Origin of the sequence: Glutamicibacter endophyticus (genome assembly GCF_048457885.1) — a bacterium.
In the GTDB taxonomy this organism is placed as follows: domain Bacteria; phylum Actinomycetota; class Actinomycetes; order Actinomycetales; family Micrococcaceae; genus Glutamicibacter; species Glutamicibacter endophyticus.
The window spans coordinates 945,599-962,644 of record NZ_CP174200.1 but is presented as its reverse complement, the minus strand read 5'-3'; the positions used below and the strand labels follow the sequence as shown (position 1 = coordinate 962,644).

Annotated in this window: 15 protein-coding genes and 1 tRNA gene; 8 read left to right on the top strand and 8 right to left on the bottom strand. The window is 61.7% G+C overall.

Going from position 1 to position 17,046, the window contains the following annotated elements; all coding sequences use genetic code 11:
* Window positions 1–80: 80 nt before the first annotated feature.
* The 4 genes from ACJD00_RS04580 to dusB all read right to left on the bottom strand — a co-directional run bounded on the left by ACJD00_RS04580 (window position 81) and on the right by dusB (window position 4,683).
* A tRNA-Asn gene (locus ACJD00_RS04580) sits at window positions 81–153 on the bottom strand.
* A gap of 53 nt (window positions 154–206) precedes the next feature.
* The gene (gene dnaG / locus ACJD00_RS04575) at window positions 207–2,087 is read right to left on the bottom strand and encodes a DNA primase (protein WP_418908685.1); all 1,881 of its coding nucleotides are present in this window, start codon (window positions 2,085–2,087) and stop codon (window positions 207–209) included.
* An 83-nt stretch (window positions 2,088–2,170) separates the two neighbouring features.
* Window positions 2,171–3,454 (bottom strand): deoxyguanosinetriphosphate triphosphohydrolase, encoded by a 1,284-nt coding sequence (locus ACJD00_RS04570; protein ID WP_418908684.1) that lies wholly within the window; start codon window positions 3,452–3,454, stop codon window positions 2,171–2,173.
* A 38-nt stretch (window positions 3,455–3,492) separates the two neighbouring features.
* Window positions 3,493–4,683 carry a tRNA dihydrouridine synthase DusB gene (gene dusB / locus ACJD00_RS04565; protein ID WP_418909303.1) on the bottom strand — a complete coding sequence of 397 codons (1,191 nt, stop codon included), beginning with the start codon at window positions 4,681–4,683 and terminating at the stop codon, window positions 3,493–3,495.
* Window positions 4,684–4,791: 108 nt separating this feature from the next.
* On the opposite strand from dusB, the gene ACJD00_RS04560 reads away from it, so the two are divergent.
* The 4 genes from ACJD00_RS04560 to ACJD00_RS04545 all read left to right on the top strand — a co-directional run bounded on the left by ACJD00_RS04560 (window position 4,792) and on the right by ACJD00_RS04545 (window position 8,321).
* A complete protein-coding gene (locus ACJD00_RS04560) occupies window positions 4,792–5,253 on the top strand; it encodes a hypothetical protein (protein WP_418908683.1) in 462 nt (153 codons plus the stop codon).
* Window positions 5,253–6,875: a DUF5671 domain-containing protein gene (locus tag ACJD00_RS04555; protein WP_418908682.1), complete on the top strand. Its 1,623-nt coding sequence runs from the start codon at window positions 5,253–5,255 to the stop codon at window positions 6,873–6,875. The genes ACJD00_RS04560 and ACJD00_RS04555 overlap by 1 nt, the downstream gene beginning before the upstream one ends.
* A 160-nt stretch (window positions 6,876–7,035) precedes the next feature.
* Window positions 7,036–7,479: a ribosomal protein L7/L12 gene (locus ACJD00_RS04550; RefSeq protein WP_418908681.1), complete on the top strand. Its 444-nt coding sequence runs from the start codon at window positions 7,036–7,038 to the stop codon at window positions 7,477–7,479.
* Window positions 7,480–7,892: 413 nt separating this feature from the next.
* Window positions 7,893–8,321: a hypothetical protein gene (locus tag ACJD00_RS04545; protein ID WP_418908680.1), complete on the top strand. Its 429-nt coding sequence runs from the start codon at window positions 7,893–7,895 to the stop codon at window positions 8,319–8,321.
* Here the strand turns inward: ACJD00_RS04545 and ACJD00_RS04540 are convergent.
* Both ACJD00_RS04540 and ACJD00_RS04535 read right to left on the bottom strand, forming a co-directional pair.
* Window positions 8,318–9,940 (bottom strand): amidohydrolase, encoded by a 1,623-nt coding sequence (locus tag ACJD00_RS04540; protein ID WP_418908679.1) that lies wholly within the window; start codon window positions 9,938–9,940, stop codon window positions 8,318–8,320. The genes ACJD00_RS04545 and ACJD00_RS04540 overlap by 4 nt on opposite strands.
* A gap of 46 nt (window positions 9,941–9,986) precedes the next feature.
* Complete coding sequence (locus ACJD00_RS04535; protein WP_418908678.1) at window positions 9,987–11,396, bottom strand: APC family permease; 1,410 nt, start codon at window positions 11,394–11,396, stop codon at window positions 9,987–9,989.
* A gap of 131 nt (window positions 11,397–11,527) precedes the next feature.
* Here ACJD00_RS04535 and ACJD00_RS04530 point away from each other — a divergent pair, with 131 nt between their 5' ends.
* From ACJD00_RS04530 to ACJD00_RS04515, 4 genes are all read left to right on the top strand, one after another.
* Window positions 11,528–12,535 carry a LacI family DNA-binding transcriptional regulator gene (locus ACJD00_RS04530; protein ID WP_418908677.1) on the top strand — a complete coding sequence of 336 codons (1,008 nt, stop codon included), beginning with the start codon at window positions 11,528–11,530 and terminating at the stop codon, window positions 12,533–12,535.
* 88 nt (window positions 12,536–12,623) lie between these two features.
* The gene (locus ACJD00_RS04525) at window positions 12,624–13,187 is read left to right on the top strand and encodes a dihydrofolate reductase family protein (protein WP_418908676.1); all 564 of its coding nucleotides are present in this window, start codon (window positions 12,624–12,626) and stop codon (window positions 13,185–13,187) included.
* Window positions 13,188–13,428: 241 nt separating this feature from the next.
* Window positions 13,429–15,225, top strand: a complete 1,797-nt coding sequence (locus tag ACJD00_RS04520) for an ATP-binding cassette domain-containing protein (protein ID WP_418908675.1) — start codon at window positions 13,429–13,431, stop codon at window positions 15,223–15,225.
* Between the two features lie 347 nt (window positions 15,226–15,572).
* Window positions 15,573–15,923, top strand: coding sequence for a hypothetical protein (locus ACJD00_RS04515; RefSeq protein ID WP_418908674.1), 351 nt, complete (start codon window positions 15,573–15,575; stop codon window positions 15,921–15,923).
* A 101-nt stretch (window positions 15,924–16,024) separates the two neighbouring features.
* On the opposite strand, the gene ACJD00_RS04510 is transcribed toward ACJD00_RS04515, so the two are convergent.
* Window positions 16,025–16,717 (bottom strand): DMT family transporter, encoded by a 693-nt coding sequence (locus ACJD00_RS04510; RefSeq protein WP_418908673.1) that lies wholly within the window; start codon window positions 16,715–16,717, stop codon window positions 16,025–16,027.
* Entirely contained in the window at window positions 16,654–17,010 is a 357-nt protein-coding gene (locus tag ACJD00_RS04505; protein ID WP_418908672.1) for a DMT family transporter, read from the bottom strand. The genes ACJD00_RS04510 and ACJD00_RS04505 overlap by 64 nt, the downstream gene beginning before the upstream one ends.
* Window positions 17,011–17,046: the final 36 nt, after the last annotated feature.

The window sequence follows — 17,046 nt, the reverse complement described above, 5'->3', positions numbered from 1 at the left end:
AACTGTCACCGATGTCCCCAGAGAATACAGATTAAATGCAGAAACCCCGATCCTCAGATGAGGATCGGGGCCTTAGTAAGCTCCTCCAACTGGACTTGAACCAGTAACCCTTCGATTAACAGTCGAATGCTCTGCCAATTGAGCTATGGAGGATCACAACGAGATAATACTTTACACGAACCTTGGTGGATTCCAAAATCCAACGGTTAGGTCCCCCGGAGCACCCTGCGACGCGTCTCGAGTTCCATCAATTCGCGGTTGATCTGCACGTATTCTTCGCTCGTCGGGTCCATCTCGGCGCGCTGCAAACGCCCGATTAGCTCCGCCTTGCGGTGTGTGATCTGCAACTCAATGAGCCCGTTGATGATATCCGCACAGTAGCGGGCGAGCGTGTCCTCATCGGGGGCAGGAATTACGGAGACGGCTAGTTCTGAAACAAAGGGACGTAGTTGCTCCGGGACCTCGTCACGGATTACTTCCACCCATGAGGCGGCCGAGGCCCCGGCCGCGCTGGCAGAGACGATTCCGTCGTGAATCGCCGAATGCGCAGGCGCCATGAATCGCGCTTCATAGAATGCTTGCCACTGCTCGTTCCCCAAACGTTGCGGTTGCTGAATCACCACTTCTAGAGCTTGGCGTTCAAGACGCATGACGGGATCTCGGAAGTCGGGCCGTTCGAAAACGGGCCCAGCCGGGGCAGCTACCTCCGGGCTCTCCGGCGCCGGGTGCTGGTGCTGCGGCGCGGCCTTGGGCAGTTTGGCACGTTTGATGGCCGCGCCCACCGCACGGTTCACGTCCTCGTTGGCCATACCCAACCAGCCAGCCAACTCACGGCTATAGGCAGGGCGGATTGCCGAGTCACGTATTTCAGCCACGATCGGCGCGGTCTGCCGCAGTGCCTGAACTCGACCCTCGACGGTGTTGAGATTGAACTTCTTCAGCTCGGCGCGAATGGCGAATTCGAAGAGCGGTCGTTTGAGTTCGATGAGCTCTCGTACCGCTTCATCACCGCGATGCTGGCGCAAATCACATGGGTCCGCACCGGTCGGTTCGACACACACATAGGTCTGGGCGATGAAGCGCTGGTCTTCGGAGAACGCACGTAGCGCCGCCTTCTGACCGGCCGCATCGCCGTCGAAGGTAAAGATCACCTCGCCGCCGGTCCCGTCGTCCTGGAGCAAGCGACGGGCAATCTTGATGTGGTCGGTACCGAAGGCCGTGCCACAGGTAGCGACCGCCGTGGTAATGCCGGCTAGGTGGCACGCCATCACATCGGTGTAGCCTTCGACCACCACGATCTGCCGGTTCTTGGAGATCTGCTTTTTGGCTAGATCGATGCCGTAGAGCACCTGCGACTTCTTGTACAGGGAGGTTTCAGGGGTATTGAGGTACTTGGGCCCCTGATCATCCTCGTAGAGTTTGCGCGCACCGAAACCGATCGTGGCTCCGGAGAGATCCTTAATTGGCCACACGAGGCGACCACGGAAACGGTCATAGATTCCGCGATTTCCTTCGGAGAACATCCCGGTAAGTTTCAACTCATCGTCGATGAAGCCCTTGGAACGTAGGTGCTTGTGTAGTGAGTCCCAACCCTTCGGCGCGTAGCCCACGGAGAACTGTGTGGCTGCCGCCGCGTCAAAGCCACGGCCGCTAAGGAACTCCCGTGCTGTGGCGGCTTCCTCGCTGTTGAGGTTGAAGCGGAAGAATTCTTCGGCGACCTTGTGCGCGTCCAGCAGACGCTGACGCTTGCCGTATTCCTCCTTATTCGGCCCGCTACCGCCATCTTCATAGCGCAATTCGTAGCCGATGCGGGAGGCGAGCATCTCCACGGTCTCGCTAAAGGTCGAGTGATCCATCTTTTGCACGAAGGCGATGACATCACCGGACTCGCCACAGCCAAAACAGTGGAACGTCCCAAGTTGCGGGCGAATATGAAAGGACGGGCTGCGCTCATCATGGAAGGGGCAGAGGCCCTTAAAGGACCCAATGCCCGCAGATTTGAGCGTGACATAGGATTCGACGACTTCACGAAGATCGGTGCGGTTACGCACCTCGTCGATATCTTCTCGTTTAATCAGCCCGGCCATACTCCCCATTCTAAAAACTTACGCTCCGCACCAACGGGCGCGGATACGAGATGTGTACCGCATCCTGATCGGGCGCGGACCACCTAAAAGAGCTTCTCGGTGAAGCTCTCTCCCTTGACCAGGGTCGCATGCCATTCTTTGGCCGACGCATCGGTGAGTGAAGCGACTTGATCGATCACCACGCGAAGCCGCGCAGCGTCATCGGCAGCGTCACGCCAGTCGGCGGCGAAGATCGGCTCGAGGTACTTATCGTGCGTTCCAACCAAGAGCTCAACCAGTTCGGCTAGTAACACCCGTTGCCCCTGGTACAGCGGCTGGCGCTCCTCGTTGGTCATCACATAGGTCGCGGCGATGCCCTTCATGACCGCGATTTCCTGCATCGTTTCCTCGGGGATGATTAGTTCCGCGTTATAGCGCGTCAGCTCACCCTGGCCGTACTGGGCGCGGGTTGCATCCAGAGCGGCCTGACAGAACCGACCAATGAATTGGCTAGTCATATCCTTCAACGCCGCCATGGAACGACGCGACCCGTCGGCATGAGGCACCCACTCGGCGAAGTCTTCAAGCCGCCGCATGGCGCGGTCGATATCATCCTCGCTGGTCTCGCGCAGGTACCAATCGCGAGTCACGCTAATGGCCCTGCTTCGCTGGGCCTCGTCTCGTAGCCAGCGTAGCTGAAGCCGGCCACCGACGATGGCGTCCTCGACGTCATGAACCGAGTAGGAAATATCGTCGGCGAGGTCCATCACCTGCCCCTCCATGCACACGCGGCCGTCCGTTGCTTCCGGCACCGAGCGCAACCAGGCAAAGACCGGATGATCGTCGGTGTAGACGCCGAACTTTTTGCTCTGTTTGCCGTTGACCACCGGCGCATCTTCGCGCAGCCAGGGGTACTTGCAGGCGGCATCCAACGAAGCACGAGAAAGATTGAGTCCGGCCGACCGCCCGTTATGACGGAACGTTTTAGTTTCGAGGCGGGTCAGCAAGCGTAGGGTCTGAGCATTGCCCTCAAAACCACCGATGTCACGGGCCAGCTCGTTCAACGCCTTTTCCCCGTTATGGCCGAAGGGAGGATGGCCCAGATCGTGCGAGAGACAGGCCGTGTCCACCACGTCCGGATCGCAGCCCAGGGCGGCACCTAGTTCGCGGCCCACCTGAGCCACCTCGAGGGAATGGGTTAGCCGGGTGCGGACAAAGTCATCCGAGTACGGGGCCACCACCTGGGTCTTGGCGCCAAGGCGTCGAAGCGCCGAGGAGTGCAGGACACGGGCGCGGTCGCGTTCGAAGGCGGTGCGGTAGGACTTCTTGGCCGGTTCCGGAACCCAACGTTCCTGATCGGCCTCGGTATAACCGTTAAGCTCGGGCATGTTTCAAGTCTAGTCAGCCCGCTAGCTGCCGGTGACCGTTATCCACCGGAGATGTCCAGTTCGGCGGCCTTGATCATGGCTTTGTGTTCCTCGGCCATCTCTCGGGAGTTCAACCAGCCATCGGGAAGGTGGGTCTTCTTCGGAGTTCCGGCTCGACCACGAGTGCCTTCGGCAGCCGCACCAGGATACGGCAAATCGAGATCAAGTTCGTTGAGCAGTTCGCGTAACCGTTCGAGGGAAGGAACCTGTGCCAGCTGGGCACGAATTTCGCCGCCCACCGGGTATCCCTTGAAGTACCAGGCAATGTGCTTGCGAATATCACGCATACCCTTGCCCTCATCTTCAAAGAATTCGGTCAACAGTTCACCGTGACGGTAAACGGTTTCGGCGACCTTGCGCACGCCAGGGCGGAAACGTTCCTCGCGTCCTTCGAAGGCTGCCTGCAGGTCACCGAAAAGCCACGGGCGGCCCTGGCAACCACGGCCAACCACCACTCCGTCAATTCCGGTCTGCTTGACCATTTCAAGGGCATCTTCGGCGCTGAAAATATCTCCGTTGCCGAGTACGGGGATGTCCGGCAGAGCCTCACGCAAGGTAGCAATGGAAGACCAGTCTGCCTTGCCCGAGTAATACTGGCGGGCGGTACGCCCGTGAAGGGTTACTGCTGCCGCACCGTGATCGCGCGCAATCTTGGCCGACTCCAAGTACGTCAGGTGATCCTCGTCGATGCCCTTGCGCATCTTAATGGTCAGTGGCACATCGCCCTTGGCTGCTTCCTCCGTGGCCGCAGCGATGATGGAAGTGAACAGGTCGGTCTTCCACGGCAGGGCCGAACCGCCGCCCTTACGGGTCACCTTCGGCACGGGGCAGCCGAAATTGAGGTCAATATGATCGGCCCGGTCTTCCTCGACGACCATGCGCACGGCGGCGCGCACGGTATTCGGGTCGACACCGTAAATCTGAATTGAGCGCAGATCCTCGTCGTCATCGTGGGAGATGATGCGCATGGACTCGGTATTGCGTTCCACAAGGGCCCGGGCGGTGACCATCTCGGTCACGTACACTCCCCCACCGTATTCACGGCACAACCGTCGGAAGGCACGGTTGGTAATACCTGCCATGGGGGCAAGGACCACCGGAGTATCGATGGTGTGCTTGCCCAGCTTCAGCGGAGGCAACTGCACGGTGCCGGGGCGCTGCGACGACTGGGAATTAACGGGGGAAAGAATGCTCACCGATTCATTATCTCAAATGGGAGCAAATCGGCCATGAGCTACGCCTCATCTTGTGGCCAAATTGTGCTGTTAACTGCGGCCGATTAGGCGGAGAATTGGTGCATGAGCGAGCAATCCGTTCCGGGGCGCCGCACGCTGTGGGCCTTGACGGCGGTCGTGGTGTTAATCGTGCTGGCGGCACTCATCGTGCAGGCCGCACGACCACTGACTGTGCAATATCCCGCGCAAACTCCCGAGGGAACCGTGCAACGCTATGTCACCGCCCTGCTGCACGGCGAGCGCGATGTTGCCGCTGGATATCTGGCCAATCGTACTGATGACTGTGAACGGTACCTGTACGAAGTTCCTCATGACTTGCAGATTCAGCTGAAGTCCTCCACGGTCGAGGGCGAGCGTGCCACGCTGGTGGTGCGCATCAGTTATGCCGGCGAACGGGCGCCGCTATTCGGCTCCGACACCGGCTATGAGGACCGCTTCGAATTGGTCAATCGCGGGTCTTGGCTCATATCCACGGCGCCTTGGCCGGTGGGAACGTGCCAACCCGGCGAACCGGAGTTTGACTAATGGACGGGCAGGCGACCGCAACTTCTAGCGGTTTAGGCGTGGTGCGTCGGCTCGTTGCCCATGGCCTTTTACTAACTCTCCTCTTGCTTGCGGCCAGCGGCCTGAGCAAGCTGGCAACCTCGGCACTGACACTGCTTAGTGGTCGTCCGGACGTGGAGCCCTTGCCCGTGGGTCTAGCACAAGCAATTATCGCGACCCCCTTGGCTTGGTTGCTCTGGCGCTGGCTTCGCCGCTCACTGCCCGGGGCGCGGGGTGCCGATGGAGTCATTTGGGCATTACAGTCCGCGGCCATTTATCTCATTGCACTCATTACCAGTTCGGTGACCCTGTTTGGATTGGTCTCCGACGTCCTCGGCGGTGACAACGCACAGTGGCCGCGCGGGCTCGGGATCACCCTCGGCTATGGTGCGCTGTGGTTTTGGCAGTATCGCGTGTTAATGCGCCCGGGCTTTCAGCCGGATCGCCCCGAAGCCTTGTCCTGGGTGCTGGGCAATACCTATGCGATGGTGCTAACCGCTGGGGCTAGCCTGTCGTTGCTGCGGCATAGCCTTGAAATCCTCTTCGGAGGACTCGAGGAGCCCTTATTGGTGGGCTCTTACTCCTCTGCGCTGCGTAGCGCCGCGGTGTTCGCCCTAGGCGGGGCGCTGATCTGGTGGTGGCACTGGCGCACCCTGCGCGCCAATGAGAATCGGCGCGGCTTCGCGACGGTCCTACTGCTTTTGGCGGGACTGGTTCTTCCGGCTTTGACGGCGCTGCTTTCGCTCGCAACGGTGATCTCGCTTGTGTTGCCGCTGCCACCGGACGGTGCGACATGGTGGCTCCGAGTCGTCGACGGTGCACCGCTGGCGATTGCCGGTACCGTGATCGGCCTGTTCTTCTGGGGCTTTCACTGGAATGCCGCGGCGCTACGCCCACCGAAGGTCCGCACCATTGGAGAACAGGCTCTCAGCGGGATCAGCCTCACGATGACCGCTACGGGCGTAGGGATCCTCATCAATGCTCTGCTAGCCGGTTGGGCACCACCGCTGATCGGTGAAGGTCCGGCGGGGCTCGTACGTTCGGGGCTCGCCTTGGTCGTGGTGGGCGCGGCCGTGTGGGTGCGCTCTTTCCGGCCATTGCAACAGCCAGTTGCGGCCGAACGGCGTATCTACCTCGTCTTGGTCTTTGGGATTAGCGCGGTTGTCGCGCTCAGTGCCTTGCTCGTCGTCGGCTATCGAGTGTTTGACCATATATTGGCGCCAGACGCTGCCGAACAGTCTCTACTGGGTCTGGTTCGCGCGCCACTGGGTTGGTTGCTAGCCACGGTGCTGGTCGCTGCCTATCACTTTGTGTTGTGGCGTCACGATCGAGCACTGGCTCCAGCTTCGGGCAACTTAGTTCCACGTCGTGTGCTTCTGATCGCCCCGGCGAGCGCCGAGCCCTTGTGGCGTGATCTTCAGGCGTTGCCCAATGTACGGGTACGTTGGCTCCAAAGCGAGGGCTCGCGATCAGAACTCGCCTTTTCAGAAGACAGAATTCACGAGGTACGTCAATCGGTGCAGCTCGCTGAGACGGACCTAGTGTTGCTCGCCGACTCGGAGCACGAGTGGCGCCTGGTGGAGTTACGCTCGGCGCCTTGGTAGGCAGAGCTGGAGCTCACCAAAGATATGTGCCGCCAACTGGCTCGTTCAAGCAACTACGTTCATAGCCACTGCTGTCGGCCAATAGCCTCAAACCTGAGCGTTCGCGCAACGCCGGCTCCTCCTCTTTCGTAGGAGGGAACGGATCTCGTAGGGTGGAATAATGAAGTGGATCATCCTCGCACTGATCGTTCTTGCCCTGCTCGTTATCGTGATCAGGCTCGCGAGACCGCGGGTCGAGAGTGATCCCTATGATTCCCCGGCGACACGTCCCGGGACGATTCACGAAATCGATCAACTTGTGGCCAATGGCCAAAAGGTCGCGGCCGTGAAGAAGCTGCGCGCAACCGATCCAACGCTGAGCCTGCGTGAGGCTAAGGCGCGCATTGACCGTTGGCAACCGGAAACCAAGCCGTACTCCGTCGCGCCCGGGGCCCAACAACAGCCGGACAGCAATCCGTTGCCTCCGCATGTAATTGTTGAAATCGATCAGCTGGTGGCGGCCGATAACAAGATCCGGGCCATCAAGGTCCTTCGCGAACACACCGGCCTCGGCCTACGCGAGGCCAAAGCCCGCATTGACCGCTGGGTTCCGGGACGTAACTAGCTAACGCTCCCCGCGTGGCACAACAGAACCTGAGCCAACGCTTCTCGTTCCATCGCAGGGCAGTGTTGTACCCCGATCATGAATATCGATCAGCAAATCCTCGACGCACCGACCGGTTCCCATCCTGCAGGTCCATCTGCGGATTAGCGGAACGTTCGGCATCCTCAATCCAGACACCCGACTTTTCGTCCGGTCAGCCCGAGCGTCCGGCGTGCAGGTGGATTATTTTGAAGGCGCTGGCCAGATTCATGTGTATCCGCTCCTGCCGGTGCCAGAAGCCCGCGCGGCGCGAGCCCTGATCGTCTCGGCGATGCGGGAAGCCTGCGGCGCCTAGTAGCTACGTGCAGGCCCGTTCTATGCCGCCGATTGAGCGCATGGAGTTCCATGCCACCCGATCACCTAGACTCGAAACCATGGAGTGGACATTTTTTGCTCTGGCAGCAGCCGTACTTTTGTATCTAGTGCTCGATCGGACGACAACAAAGCGTGGCAGAGCGGAACCAGTTGAGCTCTCCGCCCATGAGCAGGAAAGAATCAGTCGGCTCCTGACCGAGGGCCACCAGATTGCGGCCATCAAGGCACTACGTGCGGCGGTGCCGCAGCTCGGCCTGCGGGCGGCCAAAGAGTTGATTGACCACTGGCCACCCGCAGGAGAACGCCTCATCATCGATCCGAACCAGCGCGCCACCAGCGCTCTGAGCCCGGCGGCTAGGTCCGAAATAGAGCTCTTACTAGCCAACGGGCAAAGGGTGAAGGCCATCAAGCGCCTTCGACGCCACACCGACCTGAACTTGCTCGAGGCGAAGGAACGAATCGATCGTTGGACTTCCCAGGCGGACTAGTGGGCCCGATAGGTAATCAGTCCATCGGATACGGTCAACAGCACCTGTCCCTCGGCAAGTTCTTCGGGGGCGACACGTAGCGGGTCTACGTCTAACACCGTAAAGGATGCTGCGGCGCCGACGGCGAGCGTTCCTCCGCTGCGACCGATGGCCCGTTGCGGGCCGGTGGTGAATCCAGCCAACGCTTCGGCGGCAGTAATCGCTTGCTCGGGCAGAATGGGTGCGGCGCTCGAGTCATGAACCGGACGACGTAGCTGCGCATCGGCCATAATCGGCAACACCGGATAGGGGGCGACCGGGAAATCGGACCCCAGGGCCAAAATTGCCCCAGCGTCCAGCACATCACGCGTACACCACGCACGAGCCGCCCGGTCCCGGCCCAGACGCGTGGACCAGTCATCGCTGCCGTCGGCCTTGGTGTAATGCGTGCAATGCGTTGGTTGCATGCTGGCGGCGATGCCGGCTGCCGCCAGTTGGTCGATGACCGGACGAGGCACCGATTCGATATGTTCGATGCGGTGCTGCACGCCATTGCTCGGCAGGGCAGCCAACGTTTGAACTACCTCGCGAATCCCGCGTTCACCGATGGCATGGGTGGCGGTGGGCACCGAGGCGGCGTGCAACTGGGCGACGCGCCGTGCGTAGGCACCGATTTCGCCCCACGCCGAGGCGGTCGACTCCCCCTTGGTATCCGGGGTCTCAAGCCACGCGGTTCCGCCCTCCACGGTTCCGTCGATGAAGAACTTCACCCCTTCCACGCGCCATCGGGCCCCGCCATCACCCTGGATCGTGATTAGCTCGGCGCACTGTTCATCGCTGAGCGCCGGGGTGCACCAGGGCGAAATGCGCAACTTCACCGGTAGCGGCCCCTGCGCCTCGGCGGCGGTGAGCAGCTCGTGGGTCCGCGGATGGTTCATGTCCATCACATGCACCTCAGCAATGCCCTGCGCCGCCATCGCCGCAAGCAATTCGTGCAAGGCAGCGACCTCCTCGTCCAGGCCTTGCTCGGGCAGGTGAGCCTGCGCCTGACTCATGGCTTCGAACTCAATCAGGTGCCCGGTCGGACGCCCCTGTGCATCGACCACAACACTCGAACCGCTGGGCCAAGTTCTGGCGGAGTCGATGCCTGCCACCGCCAGGGCAGCCGGCGAGACGATTGCCGAATGCGCGTCGAACAGCGTGACATATGCCTTCCGTTCCTCGCCCAAAGCGTCTACCAGCACCTGATTACTGATTCCTCCGGTCACGAAGAGGTTCGGATCCAGCCCCCACCCCAGAACCCAGTCATCCGGTCCCTGCTGCTCTGCCTCCGCACGCAACGCCACGACGACCTCATCCAGCGAACAGCACCCGGACAAGTCGGCTCCGCGAGCCATGCTCAAGCTCATGATCGGGTGGGCGTGCGCGTCGGTAAAGGCAGGAACCAGCGTGCCGGGCAATTCAATGAGCTGCGTGTGTTCGCCGGCCAAGGGCACGACATCGGAGGCATTTCCGAGCGCGCTGATAATGCCGTCGGTTACGGCAATGGCGTTCAGCTCTTGCGTCTTCTGCTCCGTCAGTGGGTGTATGCGACGGGAGACAACGATCAGATCCGGTGCGGCCTGGGGTGTGGCGGTCATAGATTCACGATTCCGTTCGGTGAGGTAGGCGATGGGTAGGGTCAGGTCAGTTGTGTTGCGGGCCGGTGGCCGTGGAGACCGGTTCTCCGCTGGCCTCGGTCTCGACCTCGGTAAAGTCCATGGTCGGGACCGGGCGGCGGAAGAATCCGGTTTTGGCGGCGAGAATGCCCACGCCCAATAGCGCCCAGATGCCACCAACGACCCAAGTGACCGGATCCAGCGAGGTCCACAACCAGATGCTCAGGGCGAAGCCGATGCCGGGCAACAGGCCGTAGCGAATCAGCGAGAGCACACCTCGTGCGGGCTCTCCGTCGCGCGGGAACAGGTAACTGCGGATGACCGAAAGGTTCACCATGCTGAAGGCGGCCAGGGCTCCAAAGCTGATCATGAAGGCGACCTGGTCCAGCGAGAGAAACAGGCAAGACAGTGCAATGAGCGAGACGATCGTGGTGGAGAAGACCGGGGTCTTGTAGCGTGCCGAGAGGGTGCCGAATCGGCGCGGAAGAATCCCGTCACGGCCCATGGAGTAAAGGATGCGAGAGACGGAGACCTGACCGGCCAGTCCCGAACCGAGGCAACCGGCGATGGTGGCGATCACCATGGCGATGCCAAAGACCGGGCCGCCGACGAAGTTGGCCAGCACCACACCGGCGGAGTCCAGCAGGTCCTGTGGCACGGTCGCCCAGTTCTCCGGACGGTAGGCCAGGGCACCAATCCACGAGACCACGATGAAGATACCGCCGCCGATCAGCGTGGTGAGAATAATTGCCCGGGGAATATCGCGGTTTGGACGGCGCGCCTCCTCGGAGAGCGTGGAGACCGCATCGAAACCAAGGAAGGACAGCGCAAGGATGCCCGCGCCGGTGAGAATCGGGCTAAAGCCCGCGGCGCCGGGGAGGAAGGGCTCGAGCAGTCCCGGTGCGTTGGGATCGTTGACGGCCAGTTTCAGCGCGAGTATTCCGAAGGCCACGACGACGGCGGTGGAGATGGCCACCGTCGCAATATTGAACCGGCTGGCCAGTTTAATGCCCAAGACGTTGAACAGGTAGACGAGCAACACCGCCCCGAAGGCGGGGATCTGCATGGGGATACTGGGAAATTGGCTGCTGACGTAGAGTCCCAGGATCAGGAAGTTCAACATCGGAATGAACAGGTAGTCCAGTAGCAGCACCCAACCGGTAATGAATCCGGCCGCTCCCCCGTAGGACTGCTGCACATAGGTGTAGGCGGAACCGGCGACAGGGAATTTGCGCACCATCGCCGCGTAGCTCAAAGCGGTGAACAGCATGGTGATCAGGGCAACCACGTAGGCCAGTGGCAAGCGCCCCTCGGTGATCTGGTTGACGATGCCATAGGTGGTAAAGACCGTGCCAACGGCCATATACGAGAGCCCGAAGAGGGTCAGCCCGATCAGCCCTAGGGCCCGGCGTAGCTGTGGGGTCGTTTGCTGTTCCATGAACTCTCCTTTGAGACGGTCAGCGCGGTGATGATTGGGGCGCGAGCGGCGCCAGTGAGGTTAACACTAAATCGATTAAGTGAGCTGCGCAATAGCCGTCCCGCAGGCTGAACATCTGTTACGTTCAATGCATGGCCCCGAAGTTTCGCCCCGTCACCCTCAAGCAGGTCGCCGAAACCGCCCAGGTTTCGCGCGCCGCCGCTTCCTTCGCACTTTCCGGGCGTCCCGGGGTTTCGGAAGATACCCGCAACCGAGTGCTCAAAATTGCCACCGAACTTGGCTATAGTCCAAACCAAACCGCACAGAATCTGCGCTCGTCACGCACCGGGATCGTCGCGGTCTACCTGCCCGAAAATGTGTCCGCCCTGGGGTATTACATGGAGGCGACCTTCGGCATCATCGACGCCGCGGAACTCTCCGGACGCACCGTCACCTTGGTGCCACACACGAACGGGGCACCCCACGCCACCCGGCTGAACGCCGACGGGCTGATCATCATCGACCCCACTCTCGAAGACCCCCATGTCGATAAGCTGCTTGATCTGGGCCTACCGGTGGTTACCGGTGAAGAGATGCCCGATCCAAACCATCGGGTGTCCGGTGCCGTCATTGCCGATCACGCCAGCTCCACCCGCGCCATCCTGGACCGCTTCGCCGCGGCCGGATCCCGGGCACCGGCCATTATCACCACCAAGGAACGCATGTCGTGGTCGATGAGCATCGAGCAGTGCTACCGGGATTGGTGTGCCGAACGCGGGCTGGATGCCCGCATCGAGGTCTCCGCCATGGACCTGATCGTCGAGGACACCCGACGGGCCACGCGAAAGTTGCTCGATGACGGAACCACCGACGCCATCTTGGCCCTCACGGACGGTTCGGTGCTTACGGTCGCCGGATACGCCGCCGAATCTGGCCGACGCATCGGCAAGGACCTGTTCATCGCCGCCGCCGTGGACTCCCCGGTGCTCGGTTACATGAACCCCAGCGTAACCGCCGTTGATCTCAACCCCCGCGATTTCGGGCAGCGGTGCATGAACATGCTCGAACGCGTTCTGGACTCGGAGCAGGCCGAAGACCAAGGCCCGCTCACCGAACTCGTGCCCACGAGGGTCGTCTTCCGAGACTCGACCGGCGGCTAGAGCGTGGGTAGCCATTGCGCTACCGCGCACCCGGTCCTAGGCTGGGCGTGCACGGCCTAGGACAGCGAGATGACACCGGAGGCGTTCCATGGGCAGCTTGAGCTATACCGCGACCATTTCGCTCGATGGCTTTGCGGCCGGCCCGGATGGAGACTTCCAGTTCGGGGCTCCCGATGCAGAGGTTTTCGCTTTCCACGTTCAACGCATGGAGCATATTTCCACCGAAATCTTAGGGCGCAAAACCTACCAGCTCATGACCTACTGGGAACAAGCACCCGAAGGTGAACAGTGGAGGGCCGACGAGGCTGAATTCTCACGCCGGTGGCGCAATTTGCAGCGTATGGTGATCTCTTCCACGCTCACTGACCACGACCTGAGTCATCCGGGTACGGAGCTTCGTCCGCACCTACCGCTGGAGTCATTGCGAGAGATTGTCCAGCAGGCTCCGGGCGAGGTCGAAATCTTTGGGCCCACCACCGCGGCACCGGCGATCAAGGCCGGAATGGTCGACAACTATCGCTTCTTGATCGTCCCGAAAACCCTCGGGGGCGGCCTCGCCGCGCTACCTGCCCAAGTGTCGCTAGATCTGCGCCTGGCCGAACATCGAATCTTCGGCAACGGTACCGTTTATCTGCACTACGTGAACCGCTAACCACCGCCTCAGCCGGCCCGGGCACTTGTCCACGAACGATTCATGGCGTACATTCGTGCTCATGAAGACTTGCAGCTAGCCCCTCATTCCGCGCCCGAGGCGTCCGGTTGGCTCTGCATCTAGGTTTTCCTCTCCCCCTTTGCTTTTGATCTAGCGGGGACCCCTCCCTGTTCAGGCCCCAGACCGCGGTTGTCCGTGTAGCCCGGCGGAATGTCACCTTCATTCCGAAAGGCGGTGGCCCATGCCCGCTTCCCAGACCTCTACGTCTCCTTCCCTAACCGCCTCACAGCGTGCCGGCACACGCACCGATACCGGTGGTGGACAACAGCAACTCACCGTGGATTCGCTGAGCTTTAGCTACCCGGATCGGCGGGTACTGAGCAAAATTAGTTTCGCCGCCTCTGCTGGCCAACGCATTGGCCTCGTGGGTGAAAACGGCACCGGTAAATCCACACTGCTGGCGCTGCTCGCCGGCAAGCTCACGCCCGAAAGCGGATCGATACTGCGCCCGCAACACGTGGGACTACTCGAGCAGGAGTTGCCCTACCCGCCCGATACCCCACTGGTGCAGATCCTTGACGACGCGCAGCACCATGCGCTGACGTCGCTGGCGACCATGGAATCACTGGGCGATCAGCTGGCGGCACATCCGCACGATCCGCAGATCGCCGACGCCTTCGCGGCCGCGCTCGACGAGGCCGAACGTAGCCAAGCCTTCGCCGCCGAGGCCCGGCGTGCCGAAATGCTTCGCGGCCTCGGACTCGGCGGCATAGACGAACGTCGACGACTGGGCGAGCTCTCCGGTGGTCAAATCGTGCGGTTGTCGCTGGCCTGCCTGCTGTTGCGGGCGCCCTATCTGCTGTTGCTTGATGAGCCATCCAACCACCTCGACGACGCCTCCAGCGCCTATTTGGAACAGGTGCTTAGCCGCTGGCCGGGGATCGTGATTCTTGCCAGCCACGACCGCGCGCTACTGGATGCGGTCAGCACCGGGATTCTGGATCTCGACCCGTTGCCGGTGCCGGCCAGTGAACTCGCCGACGCTGCCGCAGCGGACGGCGAAAGCTCTGCCGCCGACGCGATTGCCGCGGATTCGGAGGAAACCAGCGACACCGGCGCCGGGTACGGCGCGCGGTTCTGGGGACTGGGCTATTCGCAGGCCCGTCAGGAACGTCGCGAGGAATTGCGGCGCTGGCGGGAGCGCTACGCCCGGGAACTCGAGCAACGCAACGCCCTGCACCATGAAGTCGCGGTGGGCTCGCGTGAGGTAAACCGTAAGCAAGAGTCCAAATCCGAGTCGAAGATTAGCCAGAAGTTCTATGCCGACAAGGACGCCCGGGTCACGGCCCGGCGGGCCCGCAATGCGCGGATGCGGCTCGAAGCGCTCGAGCGCGACCGGGTACGCCGCCCACCACAACCTCTGGAATTCGCCGGTTTCGGTGAACAATTCCACGATTCAGCCCCGGAGCTTAGGGTGAACTCGCTGCGCATACCCGGGCGCTTGGCTGAGGTGTCCTTCACCCTCGAGCCCGGTGCCAGGCTGTTGCTCAGCGGTCCGAATGGTGCAGGTAAATCCACGTTGCTCTCGGTGCTTGCCGGCGTGCTCGACGCTCCGGAAGACACGCTACAGATCGGCACCGACGAGAGCCGTCACCGGGTCGGCTATCTGCCCCAGGAGGTGAGCTTTGAGCACCCGAGGCAGTCTGCGGCCGAGTATTACCGCTCTGTGGTGGGGTTCGATCGCGCCGAGGCCACGCCCTTGGCACTAAGTGGTTTGTTGGCCGAACGCGACCTGCACCGTCCGGTGGGCGAGCTGAGCGTGGGTCAACGCCGCCGATTGGCGCTGGCAACCCTCGTGGCCGATCCCCCGGAGCTGTTGTTGCTCGATGAGCCCACCAACCATCTTTCGTTAGCGCTGGTGGAGGAGCTTGAAACGGCGTTGAACCAGTATGCCGGAACCTTGCTCATCGCCACGCATGACCGTTGGCTGCGCTCCCGTTGGAAGGGCCAGGTGCTGAACCTAGTGCCCGAGGCCTAGGGGTGTCCGGTACGTCAGTTGATGGTTCGGTGAACCCGCTTTAAGTCACCGGGTTCTTCCGTTAACCCGATGCCTTACTTGGACTCGGAGCGCTCACAGACGAGGCGCGGAAGCGGATCGAACTACTGCTACCGGCCAACCGTCGGTGTTAGTGTAGCCAGTACACCGAGTACATCGTCAAAAACCGGGTGAAATGGTGCGCGCAAGGCGCGCGCATGCGGGGCGGTTTGGTCCCGCGCCGCTTGCGTTGGAGTGCTTTGCCCGCTCTGCGCATCGCGGTCTGGGGACTACCGCATTCGCGAAGAGTGCACCATTCGAACCTCACACACGTGCTAGGAGTGAACCACATGACGTCGAACCAATGGTGGGCGCTTGCCATCACGGCAGCAATTCCGCTCGTTTCCTGGGCGCTATGGCAGCAGGTCCCATTCGCGCTCAGCGTCGTCTTCGTCGCTGGGGCGCTGTGCCTCGCAGCCCTCGCCTGGTTCCTGCCGAAGGCGCCGACGATGCCCACGTTGGCTTTGGCCGGGGCACTCTGTTTGACGGCGATTGTCATGGGCGTGATTGCAGTCAAGTCGACGGGTGAGACCATGAACGGCTGGGCATTCTTCAGCCTGGCCGTGGGCGCCGGCATCTGTCTCGAACGCCGCAGATCGAATGGTGGCCGCGGGGTTGTTGCACGGACCAGTGACATCTGAGCTGGTTCGCTCTCCGGAACGCCGGCTGGCTCTCTGTCCTCAGGAGCTCGTTCACCGCGCAGCTTGCCCGCGAAGTATTGCACGCTCCGAGGCCCGGCCCACTACACCGTGCGCCGGGCCTCGGCCGGTGCCGAGCGGCTCGGCAAGGCGGCGATAGCCGCGGCGAGCATGGTCAGCACGGTTCCGGCCACGGTAGCCAGTGACAGGACGGTACCGGCCGTTGGCACCAGCAGATCCAATAACAACGAACCAAGTAGCTGCCCACAGATCATGCTCAACCCGGTAACCAGCACCCCGAGTCGGCGCACCAGGAAGGCGGCTACCCCCACGAAAATACAACCCAGAAGGCCCCCTGAGTAGTACCACCAGATACTTGGAAAACTTTGCGGCATGCCATTGGCCGACCAGCGCAGGGCAAGGACCAATCCCAAGATCAGGGTGCCGACCAGGAAGTTCATAAAGGTCGCGGCCAGGGCAGAGCCATAGGCGTTGGCCTGCACACCTACCGCGGCAGACTGGAACCCGAGAAGCACACCGACGGTGAGCGTGCAGACCACCGGCAACACAATCAGTCCCAGGTGATTCGCAAGCTCCAAGCGTGGGCTCACGGCCCAGAGCACCCCGCCAACGGTCAAGAGTGCGCCAATCAGTCGCGTGGCACTAATGCGGCGGGGCCCACCGGGACCGAACCCGATCCGATCGATAACCAGCGATCCGATACTTTGACCGGTCACCAAGGCAACGGTAAACAGGGCGACGCCAAGCGCGGGAACGACGACCGATTGGCTGGCCACGGTAAAGGTTCCCACCACACCGGCCAGCAGGAACCACCAGGAAATTCACGACGTTTCAACACTCGCGGGATTCCCACCACCGCCCGGCGGGCTTTCGGTAACACGACGGCCAGCAAACTGAGCGCCACCAATCCCATACAGAAACTAATGGTGGAGGCGGTCACCGGGTCGCCCAACGTGGTGCTCAGCGCTCCGTTGATCCGGCTTTGGATCGGTAACAGGGAACCGCCAAGCAGGGCCACAATCAGTAGCAAGAAGCCGAGGTTTTTCGGCGGGCGGGTGGGTGAGGCCATTATCGGCTGGCTCCAGTGGGTTAAAAGCGGTGGGTC